The organism is Halopseudomonas maritima (assembly GCF_021545785.1).
Taxonomy (GTDB): Bacteria; Pseudomonadota; Gammaproteobacteria; order Pseudomonadales; family Pseudomonadaceae; genus Halopseudomonas; species Halopseudomonas maritima.
Map to the genome: position 1 here is coordinate 2101561 of NZ_CP079801.1, position 12746 is coordinate 2114306.

Annotated in this window: 14 protein-coding genes; 2 read left to right on the top strand and 12 right to left on the bottom strand. The window is 63.7% G+C overall.

The genetic code is table 11. The features are described from left to right. On the bottom strand, window positions 1-819 hold the full coding sequence (proC, locus tag HV822_RS09660) for a pyrroline-5-carboxylate reductase (protein WP_238869788.1): 819 nt from the start codon (window positions 817-819) through the stop codon (window positions 1-3). Window positions 820-842: 23 nt separating this feature from the next. After that, window positions 843-1529, bottom strand: a complete 687-nt coding sequence (locus HV822_RS09665; protein WP_238869789.1) for a YggS family pyridoxal phosphate-dependent enzyme — start codon at window positions 1527-1529, stop codon at window positions 843-845. Between the two features lie 78 nt (window positions 1530-1607). On the opposite strand from HV822_RS09665, the gene HV822_RS09670 reads away from it, so the two are divergent. Then, a complete protein-coding gene (locus HV822_RS09670) occupies window positions 1608-2642 on the top strand; it encodes a type IV pilus twitching motility protein PilT (protein ID WP_238869790.1) in 1035 nt (344 codons plus the stop codon). Window positions 2643-2703: 61 nt separating this feature from the next. Then, window positions 2704-3858 (top strand): PilT/PilU family type 4a pilus ATPase, encoded by a 1155-nt coding sequence (locus HV822_RS09675; RefSeq protein ID WP_238869791.1) that lies wholly within the window; start codon window positions 2704-2706, stop codon window positions 3856-3858. Window positions 3859-4024: 166 nt separating this feature from the next. On the opposite strand, the gene siaD is transcribed toward HV822_RS09675, so the two are convergent. The 10 genes from siaD to HV822_RS09725 form a co-directional block, all read right to left on the bottom strand. Further along, the gene (gene siaD, locus HV822_RS09680; RefSeq protein WP_238869792.1) at window positions 4025-4816 is read right to left on the bottom strand and encodes a biofilm regulation diguanylate cyclase SiaD; all 792 of its coding nucleotides are present in this window, start codon (window positions 4814-4816) and stop codon (window positions 4025-4027) included. Between the two features lie 7 nt (window positions 4817-4823). Then, complete coding sequence (gene siaC / locus HV822_RS09685; RefSeq protein ID WP_238869793.1) at window positions 4824-5201, bottom strand: biofilm regulation phosphoprotein SiaC; 378 nt, start codon at window positions 5199-5201, stop codon at window positions 4824-4826. Window positions 5202-5222: 21 nt separating this feature from the next. Beyond that, window positions 5223-5765 carry a biofilm regulation protein kinase SiaB gene (gene siaB / locus HV822_RS09690; RefSeq protein WP_238869794.1) on the bottom strand — a complete coding sequence of 181 codons (543 nt, stop codon included), beginning with the start codon at window positions 5763-5765 and terminating at the stop codon, window positions 5223-5225. A 19-nt stretch (window positions 5766-5784) separates the two neighbouring features. Continuing rightward, window positions 5785-7776, bottom strand: a complete 1992-nt coding sequence (gene siaA, locus HV822_RS09695) for a biofilm regulation protein phosphatase SiaA (protein WP_238869795.1) — start codon at window positions 7774-7776, stop codon at window positions 5785-5787. Window positions 7777-7838: 62 nt separating this feature from the next. Next, window positions 7839-9119, bottom strand: a complete 1281-nt coding sequence (locus HV822_RS09700) for a dihydroorotase (protein WP_238869796.1) — start codon at window positions 9117-9119, stop codon at window positions 7839-7841. Between the two features lie 3 nt (window positions 9120-9122). Next, entirely contained in the window at window positions 9123-10118 is a 996-nt protein-coding gene (locus tag HV822_RS09705) for an aspartate carbamoyltransferase catalytic subunit (protein ID WP_118131860.1), read from the bottom strand. Between the two features lie 7 nt (window positions 10119-10125). Continuing rightward, a complete protein-coding gene (gene pyrR / locus HV822_RS09710; RefSeq protein WP_238869797.1) occupies window positions 10126-10635 on the bottom strand; it encodes a bifunctional pyr operon transcriptional regulator/uracil phosphoribosyltransferase PyrR in 510 nt (169 codons plus the stop codon). 8 nt (window positions 10636-10643) lie between these two features. Further along, the gene (ruvX, locus tag HV822_RS09715) at window positions 10644-11072 is read right to left on the bottom strand and encodes a Holliday junction resolvase RuvX (RefSeq protein WP_238869798.1); all 429 of its coding nucleotides are present in this window, start codon (window positions 11070-11072) and stop codon (window positions 10644-10646) included. Further along, window positions 11072-11629 (bottom strand): YqgE/AlgH family protein, encoded by a 558-nt coding sequence (locus tag HV822_RS09720; RefSeq protein WP_238869799.1) that lies wholly within the window; start codon window positions 11627-11629, stop codon window positions 11072-11074. Before HV822_RS09720 ends, ruvX begins: the two co-directional genes overlap by 1 nt. A 140-nt stretch (window positions 11630-11769) precedes the next feature. Continuing rightward, entirely contained in the window at window positions 11770-12666 is an 897-nt protein-coding gene (locus tag HV822_RS09725) for an energy transducer TonB (protein ID WP_238873579.1), read from the bottom strand. Window positions 12667-12746 lie beyond the last annotated feature (80 nt).

Genomic DNA, 12746 nt, shown 5'->3' on the forward strand with positions numbered 1-12746 from the left:
TCAGGCAAGCTCGCGGGACATTTCGGCGGCGCGGTCGGCACAGGCCTGCATGGCGTCGTCGACCATCTTGGGCAAGCCCTGGCTGCGGAAGGTTTCAATTGCGCGCTCGGTGGTGCCATTGGGCGAGCAGACACGGCGGCGCAGCTCGGCCACGTCCACGTCGCTGTGCACCGCCATGTCGGCCGCACCCAGGCCGGTGAACAGCGCCAGACGCTCGGCGGTGTCGCGCGGCAGGCCGAGCCTCTCGCCGGCATCGATCATGGCTTCGATCAGGTAGAAGAAGTAGGCCGGGCCGCTGCCGGACACGGCGGTGACCGCGTCGATCAGCTTTTCCTCATCCAGCCACACGCTGATGCCCACGGCGTTGAGGATGGATTCGGCCTGCTCGCGCTGCTCTTCGCTAACCGCCGCAGTGGCGTACAGACCGCTGACGCCCTGACCGCGCAGCGACGGCGTGTTGGGCATGCAGCGCACGATGGCGGTGCCGGTGCCCAGCCAGCGTTCCAGACTGTCGCAGCTGATGCCGGCAGCAATCGAGATGACCAGCTGGCCCGGCTTGCGCTCACGCGGCAGGGCGCGGCAGACGTCCTGCATGACCTGCGGCTTGACCGCCAGCAGCAGCACGTCGCACTCGGCGGCCAGCACGGCGTTGTCGGTGCTGGTGCGAATCTGGAACTGGCGCTCCAGGGCGGCGCACTGCTCCGGCTTGCTGTCGCTGGCGATCACGTTCGCCGGTTTGACGTTCTTCTGCAGCATGCCGCCGATCAGGCTGGTGGCCATGTTACCGGCGCCGATGAATCCGATTACGGGTGCAGTCATGAAAACCTCGCTGCGCGTGCTAATTAGGGTTGGGGGTACTGGCGCCGCCCGAACAGGGCGGTGCCGATACGCACGATGGTGGCGCCTTCCTGTACTGCCTCGCTCAGGTCATCGCTCATGCCCATCGACAGTGTGTCCAGTGGCAGTGACAGCTGTGTGGCGGCCTCGCGCAGCGCGGCCAGCGGCACGCGCCGCTGCTCGCTGCTGTCGGCCGGCGCCGGAATCGCCATCAGCCCGCGCAGTTGCAGGCGCGGCAGGGTGGCAACGGCCTCAGCCAGTGCCGGCAACTCGGCCAGCGGCACGCCAGACTTGCTGTCTTCGCCACTGATATTGACCTGCAGGCAGATGTTGAGTGCCGGCAGGCTCTCGGGGCGCTGATCAGACAGACGCTGGGCGATCTTCAACCGGTCCACGCTGTGCACCCAGTCAAAGTGCTCGGCGATGGCGCGGGTCTTGTTGGACTGGATCGGGCCGATGAAATGCCAGTGCAGCGGCAGGTCTTGCAGTTCGGCCATCTTGTCGAGGGCTTCTTGCAGGTAATTCTCGCCGACATCACGTTGCCCGGCTGCCCAGGCTTCACGGATGTCACCGGCCGGTCGGGTCTTGCTGACTGCCAGCAGGGTAATGCCGGCCGGATCGCGCCCGGCGACCTCGGCAGCCCGGTTAATACGTTCACGAACGTTTGCAATATTCTCTGCTATCGTGGACATTACGGACGTTAATACCTTGCCAATGGAATAAGACACTGTCCGCATTCTACATGCTTGCCGGACGTTATGGGGAACCCTATGGATATTACCGAGCTGTTAGCCTTCAGCGCCAAACAGGGCGCGTCGGACTTGCATCTGTCGGCAGGATTGCCGCCCATGATTCGCGTCGACGGCGACGTGCGCCGAATCAACGTGCCGGCCATGGAGCACAAGCAGGTTCATGCGTTGATCTACGACATCATGAACGACAAGCAGCGCAAGGATTTTGAAGAGTTCCTGGAGACGGACTTCTCCTTTGAAGTGCCGGGTGTCGCGCGCTTCCGGGTTAACGCCTTCAACCAGAACCGGGGCGCTGGCGCCGTATTCCGGACCATTCCTTCCAAGGTACTGACCATGGAAGATCTGGGTATGAGCGATGTGTTCAAGAAGATTTCCGACAACCCGCGCGGTCTGGTGCTGGTCACCGGCCCGACCGGCTCGGGTAAATCCACCAGCCTGGCGGCCATGGTGGACTACCTCAACAGCACCAAGTACCAGCATATCCTGACCATCGAAGACCCGATCGAATTCGTCCACGAGTCCAAGAAGTGTCTGGTGAACCAGCGTGAAGTACACCGCGATACCCTGGGCTTTGCCGAGGCCCTGCGTTCGGCCCTGCGGGAAGACCCGGACATCATCCTGGTGGGCGAGATGCGTGACCTTGAAACCATTCGCCTGGCGTTGACCGCCGCAGAAACCGGTCACCTGGTGTTCGGCACCCTGCACACCACCTCCGCCGCCAAGACCATCGACCGTATCGTCGACGTGTTCCCCGGCGAAGAAAAAGCCATGGTGCGCTCGATGCTGTCCGAATCGCTGCAGGCGGTGATCTCCCAAACCCTGCTGAAGAAGATTGGCGGCGGCCGGGTGGCGGCGCACGAGATCATGATCGGCACCCCGGCGATCCGTAACCTGATCCGCGAAGACAAGATCGCCCAGATGTACTCGGCCATTCAGACCGGCGGCAACATTGGCATGCAGACACTCGACATGTGCCTGAAAGGGCTGGTCGCCAAGGGTCTGATCACCAAGGAAAGCGCCCGCGAAAAGGCCAAGGCAGTCGACGGTTTCTAACCCGGCTGGCAGTTATGGCGGGCGTTGAGCAGCCTGCCGCAAAGGAAAAAAGAGGCAGAGCATGGAGTTTGAAAAGCTGTTGCGGTTGATGGTCGAGAAAGGCGCCTCCGACTTGTTCATCACCGCCGGTGTGCCACCGAGTATGAAGGTTCACGGCAAGATCCTGCCGGTTACCAAAACGCCCCTTTCACCGGAACAGACCCGCGAGACCGTCCTCGGGGTGATGACCGAGGCCCAGCGCCGCGAGTTTGCCGAAAACCGCGAGTGCAACTTTGCGATCAGTGCGCGCGGCATTGGCCGCTTCCGGGTCAGTGCCTTCTACCAGCGCAACCTGGTGGGCATGGTGCTGCGGCGGATCGAGATCAACATTCCGACCATGGAAGAGCTGCGCCTGCCCGACATTCTCAAGCAACTGGCGATGACCAAACGCGGGCTGGTGATCTTTGTCGGGGCCACCGGTACGGGTAAGTCGACCTCGCTGGCCTCAATGATCGGTTACCGTAACAAGCACTCCAGCGGCCATATCATCTCCATTGAAGACCCGATCGAATTTATTCACCAGCACCAGAACTGCATCGTCACACAGCGTGAGGTCGGCATTGATACCGACTCGTTCGAGGTGGCGCTGAAGAACACCCTGCGCCAGGCGCCGGATGTGATCTTGATTGGTGAGGTGCGTACCAAGGAGACCATGGACCACGCCGTGGCCTTCGCCGAGACCGGCCACCTGTGTCTGGCCACCCTGCACGCCAACAACGCCAACCAGGCGCTGGACCGTATCATCCACTTCTTCCCCAACGAGATGCATCAGCAGGTCTGGATGGATCTGTCGTTGAACCTCAAGGCCATTGTGGCGCAACAGTTGATTCCGACGCCGGATGGCAAGGGACGTCGTGCGGCGATCGAGGTGATGCTCAACACCCCGCTGGCGGCAGATATGATCCGCAAGGGCGAGGTGCACGAGCTCAAGCCGTTGATGGCGCGCTCCAACGAAGTGGGCATGCAGACCTTTGACCAGGCGCTCTACAAGCTCTACAGCGCCGGCGAGATCACCTACGAAGACGCCCTGGCCCACGCCGACTCGGCCAACGACCTGCGCCTGATGATCAAGCTGGGCTCGGAAACCGACGGCAAGCACCTGATGCAGAACCAGCAGGAAGGCGGCTTCTCGCTGGAAGAGGACGAAGACGTGGGGCTGCGCAACCACCGTCGATAGGCTCTGTTGCCGCTTCGTTCATCCGCCTGCCGGAGGCCATTTTTCGGCCAGGCAAGGCGGAAGGAGCGCGCAGTGTGGTCACTCCACGTGAGTGACGCGCGACGCCGAGTGGCGGCTTTACAGGCGCAACAGGCGGGCGAGCGAAGCGGCAGCAGGCCCTGGGGTCTTACTCGGTGGCGATGCTCAGCTGGTTGCGGCCGCCACGTTTGGCGACCAGCAGGGCGTGGTCGGCGCGGCTGATCGTATCGGAGTAGCTGGAAGCCGGCTGATGCTTGGCCACCCCGATGCTGATGGTCATGCTCACGGATTCGTCCTGCACACGAATGGTCAGACGTTCGATGGCGGCGCGAACCCGCTCCATTACCTGCGCAGCGGCCGCGGCATCGGTTTCCGGCAGTAGAATCAGAAATTCCTCTCCACCCCAGCGGCCGCACAAGTCGTTCTCGCGAATTTCTGCGTCCAGCACGCGGGCGATCTCGATCAACGCACCATCGCCTATCTCGTGGCCGTAGCGATCGTTGATGCTCTTGAAGTGATCCACGTCGAGCATGGCGATGCTGAACGAACGCTGGTAACGGGCATAGCGCTCCACTTCCTTCTTCAGCCGATCGACCAGCAGGCGGCGATTGGCCAGACCGGTGAGGGCGTCGTGGGTTGAGGCCTCGCGCAGCGCCTCGTTCAGATCGCGCATCATGTTCTGGTAGCGGTCTGAGATGCGCGCGACCTTTTCCAGTTGACGCAGCTGCTTGTTCAAGCGCTCGGCAAGGGATTGCTCGCGCTGTTTGGCCAGACTCTGGTAGCCATCGGAAATGTGACTGATGCGGTCGATGCGTCGAACGAGGTCCTGGTGCGCTGTCCACAGCTCGCGCAGCGGTGTAGACAGCGGGTTGTCATCGTGTTCGCCGCTCTCCAGCAGCGCCTGGATATGAACCTCCAGGGCCTCTTTGGACGCTTTCATGGGCGCCTCAGCTGTGGCTGATGATATTGAAGGTAAAGGTGCAGTCTTCCTTGAACTCTCCAGCCAGCTCGGCCACGCGTTCGTTTTGCGGGTCGTAGTACCAGTTGACTTGCACTGGCGCGCCATCCTGGTGCGCCGCTTCGAGCAGATCAAAGATATCCATCATGGCCTTGACGCTGCTGGTATTCAAATACAGCAGGCGCAGTTCCAGGCTGAGCGGCTTGCCGCCCTCGCCAAGGTAGCCTTCGATCCAGTCGAAGACCTGCTGGAACATGTCGAAGGAGTTTTCGGGATAGGAGTCGCCGGCCATGAACAGCTGGCCGGCTGCCCAGTCACTGCGGACTTCCGGTGTGGACTGGGAACTGGGAATACTGAAGTCGTTCATTATTTGGTGCTCTCGATTCGGTCAGATCACGGCGCGCAGGCTGAAAAAGCTGCGACCGTCGGCGGCAGGCTGCAGTGAAGCCTGCAGCGGCGCACTGGATTTGCGGGCGATGTCGATTAGCCCGAGACCTGCGCCGGAGGCGCGCTCGGCGTCACGCGGGCGGCGCAGTTGTTCCTTGTAGGCCGCTTTCAGGCCTGCTTTATCCAGCTGGGCGAGCTGATCAATGGATGCAACCAGGCTGTCGCCATCAGCGCTTTCGATAAGGTTGCCGGCGGAGACAATATAGCGGCTCTGCTCGTTACGTGAGACCACCACGGTGGCGCCGGCTTCCTGCTCGTTCCAGCCCTTGGAGCGGGTGTAGTGGCTGATGTTCTGGGTCATCTCGATGTAGACCGCGAACACGTCCATGGCGGCGCTGGGATGGGCGTGGTCGGCAGCCAGGTAGTTGCGCAGCGCATTGCCGATCTCTTCAATCAGGCTGCGCGAAATCGGCCCGTTAAAGCACAGCATGATCTGCTGGCTGTCGAAACGCTCGCGCATGGCGAATAGGTCGATGTTGTCCATTACGGCTCCTGTCGAGGGCTCAGTCAAAACGGAAACACAGCATGGTGATGTCATCGCGCTGCGGGTAGTCACCCTGATAGGCGGCCAGTGTATCGCTGAATGCCGCACTTTGCTCGCGCAGCGGCAGACTGGCGTGGGCGCGCAGCATCTCGGCAAAGCGGCTGTTGCCGAAGCCGAAGCCGCGCTCGCCACCTGCCTGGTCGAGGAACCCGTCGGTACACAGGTAAAAGGTACGGCCTGCGCGCAGCTCGATCTGGCTGTTGTGGTATTCACCCTGGCGCTTGTCGCCGAGTGCCCGACGCGCGCCCGGCAGGTGGTCGACCGTGTCGCCCTCGCTGTAGTACAGGGCTATCTTGGCGCCGGAGAAGGTAACCTTACTCCGTTTCAGGTCAACGTAGGCAAGGCCGACGTCCATATTGGTGGCGACCGACTTGGATTCGTTGGAATCGCTGAGCATGTGCCGCACGATCTGGTCGGTACGCTGCAGTACGGCGGCTGGGTCGTGCAGGCCGCAGTCGTTGATGGCCTGGTCGAGCGCGGCGTGCGCCAGCATGGTCATCAGCGCGCCAGGTACGCCGTGGCCGGCGCAGTCGACCACGCCAAACAGGCAGTGGTCCTGATCGCTGTGGAAGATGTAGAAGTCGCCGCCCACCACGTCGCGGGGGCGCCAGAGCACGGCGTGGTGTTCGCCGAGGGCGTTGACCAGCTCGCGGTTGGGCAGGATAGAGCGCTGAATCAGGCTGGCGTAATCGATGGAGTCCTCGATCTTGCGCTGGGCGTTGCGCATCTGCTGGTTGACCTCTTCAAGGTCACGGGTGCGCTCCTGTACGCGCTGCTCCAGCTCTTGGGTGTGGCTGCGTACCTTTTCGGCCATCACGCCGAAGGCGTCGCTCAGTTCGCCGATCTCGTCGTTGCGACCGGCCGGCATGGCGACATCGTACTGGCCGGCAGCCATCGCCTGGGCGCCGCGCTTGAGCTGGCGCAAGGGGCCGAGCAGCAGACGCTCAATGGCGAAGGCGAAGATCAGTACCAGCAGAATCAGCAGCGCGCCCAGACCAATCAGCAGCGGCGTGAGCCAGGCGCTATCGATCACCTCGGCGCTGCTCAGGTCGACCGCGTTGGCGACGTACCAGTCCAGCGCCGGGAGATAGGTGACCGCCAGCAGTTGGTTGGCACCCTGCAGCTTGACCGGCAGGGTCACGACGCTGCCCGGCTGCTGGCCAACCTGCTCAAGTGCTGCGCGCACGGCGTCGCGGTTATCGGCGGCAACCAGGTTGAGCAGGTTGCTGCCGCTGGCGGTGCTGGCGCCGGCACCGGAGTTCATCACGATCAGGCTGCGGTCCTGGTGTGCCTGAATGGCGCCGTTGGCGTCCACGATCATCGGTGTGACGCCAGCGGTCTCACTGATAATGAAGTCACGAATAAAGTCAGACAGATCCAGCCCGGAGCCAGCCAGTGCCAGCACGCTGCCGTCGTCGTCGGTCACCACCATGTTGAGCCAGACCTTGGTGGTGTCCAGCTCGGGGTTTACGTCGACGTTGAGATTGAAGCCCTGGGTGTTGCGCAGGGTGCTGAAGAACCAGCGGTCTGCGTCCGAGTCAGGGTTGAGGATGTAGCGCGGCTCGCGACTGGGCGGCTGGTCGCCGCCGTTGAAGTAGTAGCCCAGGGTATCCAGGCGGCCAATGAAGTAGGCGTGGTCGCGAAAGTCTGCGCGGTACAGCTCGGCTTCACGGAAGAACAGGTCCGCCTTGGCCGGGTCGTTCGGATCGCGCAGCCACTGGCGGGTGACTTCGGAATTGGCAAAGCGCAGCGACAGGGCCAGCTCGCGGCTGATCGGCGCGCTGATGCGTTCGCGGCTGAGCAGGGTGGCGTTACGTGCGTAGCCCTCGCCGAAGTGCTGGTGGATGTTGCTAAGCACCGACCAGCCAATCAGGCCGGCCGGCACCAATGCCAGTAGACAGGCCAGCAATAATGCCAGCAGGGATTTACCACGTAAGCCGAATGCGGCCATGCCAGTGTCCTTTCCAGTCGCTCAGTGTTGGCCGGCTGCCCGGCTCCGCGCTGACAGCAGCGTCAGGTCAGTTGATATACCAGTTTTCCGTCATGCAGGGTATGGGTAACCGCTGCCGGCGCGCCTTGTCCTATAAAGGGGCAGTTGCTGCCCCGCGATAGCCAGTTACGGCCGATCTCGCAGGCCTGTGCCGGGTCAAACAGGGTGATGTCTGCCGCGCCGCCCAGTTGCAGCTGGCCGATGCCCGCCGGCAGACCCAGCGCGCTGGCCGGCCCGCTGGTTACTCGGGCCACGGCGGCCGGCAATTCCAGCAGGCCGTCGGCGACCAGCGTGAGCGCTAGCGGCAGCAGAATCTCGACGCTGCTGATGCCCGGAGCCGAGGCGGCAAAGGGCACGCGCTTGGCTTCGGCTTCGTGCGGCCGGTGATGCGAGGCGATGGCCTGCACCACGCCGCTCTGCACGGCTTCGCGCAGGGCGCGGCGGTCGCTGGCCGAGCGCAGCGGCGGCATGACGTGCAACTGGCTGGAAAACCCGGTCAGGTCCTCGTCGCACAGCAGCAGTTGGTAAGCGGCCAGGTCGGCGGTAACCGGCAGGCCGCGCGCCTGCGCGTCAGCGAGCATATCCATCGCGCGGGCGCTGGTCAGGCCGCTGAAGTGCGCTCGCACGCCAGTCTGCTCGATCAGCAGCAAGTCGCGGGCCAGGGCAACGGTTTCTGCGCTCTCCGGAATCCCGACCAGGCCAAGGCGCGAGGCGGTCGGGCCTTCGTGGGCCATGCCGCCCTCGGCCAGATCAGCGTCTTGCGGGGTGAAGATGATGGTCAGGTCAAAGGTGGCCGCGTATTCCAGCGCCCGACGCAGGATGCGATTGCTGCCCATGGGTGTCAGGCCCTGGGTAAAGGCGACGCAGCCGGCGTCGCGCAGGGCTACCAGCTCGCTCAGTTGCTCGCCTTCCAGACCCTTGGTCAGCGCGCCGATGGGCAGTACGCGGGCGTTGCCGGCGGCCTGGCTGCGGTCGAGGATCAGCTCGGCCACCGCTGGGGTGTCCAGCACCGGGCGGGTGTCTGGCGGACAGCACAGGGTGGTCACGCCGCCGGCGGCTGCGGCGCGGGTTTCGCTGGCGATATTGCCCTTGCGGCTGTAGCCGGGCTCGCGCAGTGCAACGTTGAGGTCCACCAGGCCCGGGCAAGCGATCAGTCCGCGGGCGTCGATGCGCTGGTTGGGCGTGAAGCCCTCGGGGGCGGCGCCAATGGCCTGGATATGGCCGGCGGCGATGTGCAGGTCGGTGATCTCGTCAAACTGGCTGGCGGGGTCGATAACCCGGGCGCCTTCAATCGTCAGTCGCATGGTTCAGTTCGCTTCCTGGGTGAGCTGGCGCTGGGTGGTCTGTCCGGTCATGGCCATCGACATCACGGCCATGCGTACGGCAATGCCGTAGGTCACCTGTTTGAGGATCACCGATTGCGGGCCGTCGGCAACGTCAGATTCGATCTCGACGCCGCGATTTATCGGCCCCGGGTGCATGACCAGTGCATCGGGCTTGGCCAATGCCAGGGTTTCGCGGGTCAGGCCGTAGAGCTTGTAGAACTCGCTTTCGCTGGGCAGCAGGCCGCTTTGCATGCGCTCTTTCTGCAGGCGCAGCATGATCACCACATCGACATCGCGCAGGCCGACGCGCAGGTCGTTGAAAACCCGTACGCCGTATTGATCAATCCCTTCTGGCAGCAGGGTGCGCGGGGCGATCACGCGGATGTCGGGGCAGCCGAGGGTTTTCAGCGCCAGCATGTTGGAGCGCGCGACCCGCGAGTGCAGGATGTCGCCGACGATGGCCACCGACAGGTTCTCGAAGTCGCCGCGGTGGCGGCGGATGGTCAGCATGTCGAGCATCGCCTGGGTCGGGTGGGCGTGGTTGCCGTCGCCTGCATTGATGACGGCTACGTCCGGGCAAACACGCTCGGCGATAAAGTGTGCGGCGCCGGAGTCGCCGTGGCGTACCACGAACATGTCAGCGGCCATGGCCTCCAGGTTCTGCAGGGTGTCGTACAGGGTCTCACCCTTGCTGGTCGAGGAGGTGGAGATGTTCAGGTTGAGCACGTCCGCCGACAACCGCTTGGCCGCCAGCTCAAAGGTGGTGCGGGTGCGCGTGGAGTTCTCGAAGAACACGTTGCAGACCGTCTTGCCGCGCAGCAGCGGGACCTTCTTGACGGCCCGCTCGCCCACTTCAAGGAAAGAGTCGGCGGTGTCGAGCAGTTCGGTCAGCAGCTCGCGTGATAGTCCTTCAATGGTCAGAAAATGGCGCAGCTGGCCCTGTTGGTTGAGTTGCAGGTGGTGCGGCGTCAGGCTCATGGCGGTCTCAGTTGGTAGCGGCGGTCAGGGTCAGGTGCAGGGGGCTTGGGCCGGCCAATTTTACCCGCTGGCCTGCTGGCAGGGCCAGACCGGCGCCCAGGATGTCGGCGCGGATCGGTAACTGGCGCGCGTCGACGTCGATCAGCGTGGCAAAGGTCACCGAGGCCGGGCGGCCATAGTCGAACAACTCGTTGAGGGCGGCGCGAATGGTGCGGCCGGTCATCAGCACGTCGTCGACCAGGATGATGTGGCGGTCATCGACGCTGAAAGGCAGTTCGGAGGGACGCACCCGTTGCGGTAGGCCGTGTTGCTCAAAGTCGTCGCGGTAAAAGGCGATGTCGAGCGTGCCCATTGGCGCCTCGGGGGCAACCTTGGCATGCAGTGCTTCGGCGATCCAGACGCCGCCGGTATGAATGCCGACAAAGGCTGGATCGCTGATCTGCCGTGCTGCCAAATGGCTGCGCAGCTGTGTGGCCATGCTGTCGAGCAGCGGGCCGACCTCGGGTAGTGCGGTCATGATGTCTCCTAGCTCTGGCTGCTTAGCCAGGTTTGCAACAGCAGGGCGGCGGCGAGGCTGTCGACCGGGTCATCCCGGTAGCTGCTCGGGGTGCGCCCCTGGTCCTTTAAATGCTGTTTTGCCTCGAAGGTACTCAGGCGTTCGTCGACGGTTTCAACCGGCAGCTGGAAGCGGCCGTTGAGGCGGCGGGCAAAGCGTGCGGCGCGTTCGCTCATGTCGCTGGCGCTGCCGTCCATGTTCAGCGGCAGGCCAACCACCAGCACGTTCGGCTGCCACTCGCGTATCAGTCTGGCGAGCTGATCCCAGTCGGGTACGCCGTCACGGGCGCGCAGATTGGTCAGCGGTTCGGCACTGCCGGTCAAGGTCTGGCCCACGGCGACGCCGATCTGACGGGTGCCGTAGTCGAACGCCAGGGCGCGGCGATGGGGTGCTGGCATCAGGCGTGCCCCGCCTGGCTGGTCAGCAGGCTCCAGTCGATACCCAGGGTGCGCGCAGCGGCGCCCAGCCGTTCGCTGTGCGGCAGGCTGAACAGGATGCCGTGCTCGGCCGGGCAGCTCAGCCAGACGTTGTCGGCCAGCTCCTGCTCCAGCTGGCCGGCGCCCCAGCCGGCGTAGCCAAGGGTGATCAGTGCTGCCTGCGGGCCTTCGCCGCAGGCCATGGCGCGCAGCACGTCTTGCGAGGTTGTCAGGGTCAGGGGGCCGAGATCGACGCTGGATTCCCAGCGCCGCTCGCCGTCGTGCAATACGAAGCCCCGTTCCGGCTCAACCGGGCCGCCATTGAATACCGGCTGATCGCTGCGGCCGCTGAGTTCCGGTGCCAGCTGTAACAGCAGGTCATCCAGGTTCAGGTCGCTTGGCTGGTTGATCACCAGGCCCATGGCACCCTCGGCGCTGTGGTCACACAGATAGATCAGGCTGTGATCAAAGCGCGGGTCGGCCATGTGGGGCATGGCGATCAGAAAATGGTGCGTGAGGTAGGTCGGCGATGTCTGCATGCCGACAGTATCGGGCCGAAGGTCAGACAGGGCAAGGGAAGCAAGGATCAATTCCGCCTGCCCGCTGCCACTGCTCGCGCGCGCAGCGCAACGCGGTCAAATGCGCGCTTGAACGCTTGCCCGGCGCAGGGCCAGGCGGGTCAGAAACTGGATACCCGGTCACCCGGCTCAAAGCGCCAGGTGCGGATGATTTCCAGCACGTCGACATCCATCAGTTCGCCAGTAAAGGGCATAAAGGGCGCGGCCAGCCTAACAATCCGCATGGCGGCGTCGTCCAGTACCTGCTCGCCGGACGATTCGAGAATGCGCACTTCGCGCAGGCTGCCGTCGCGGTTGATCTGCACCAGCAGGCGCAGGCTGCCGTAAATGCGGTTGGCACGGGCTTCGGCGGGGTAGTTGAGGTTGCCCACCTGTTCGACCTTGCGGCGCCAGGCGTCCTTATAAAAGGCACCCTTGTCGGCCATGGTCGAGGCGGCGTTCAGGCGCAGGATGCGCGGGCGGCGAGCGTAGGCTTGGCGTTCCTCGGCCAGCTGTGCTTCCAGGCTGGCAATCTCGCGTGACAGATCACTCATGTTGAAGCTCAGTTCGGCGGTCGGCGCTGGCTCGGGCTTCGGTGTGGGAGGCGCAGCGGTTACCTGGTCAAGCTTGGGCGCGCTGGTTGTGATGACCTTTTGCTGCTCGCGCTCGGGCGGCGGCGCGGTGATCTGCTGCTGCGGCGTTACCTGATTGATTTCGCTGTCTTGAAAGCTTGCCTCTTCGGTGGTGCTGGGAGCCGCCTTCTCTTCCAGTGTGCCGCTGCCTTGCTGGTTGATTTGAGCCAGGTAGTCGGCCTGTTCCGGGGCCTCGTCTGCCTGCTGGGTAGCCAGGGTGATTTCCAGGCTTTTGGTCAGCTCGTTGGGGGTTGGCAGATCAAAGGTGATGCCAAGAATCAGCAGGGCGTGCAAGACCGCAGCAATAAATAAGGCAAAGCCCAGCCGGTCGCGGGGGGCAACGTTGAGGGCTTGGCTGGGCGCGGGGGTGTTCACGGCGATATTCATGCTGTCCATAGGCGAGCTCGATATGCGGGCAAGTCTGCCCGCCGATGGCACAAATGTCCATGTGCGCTTCTGTGTGCTGG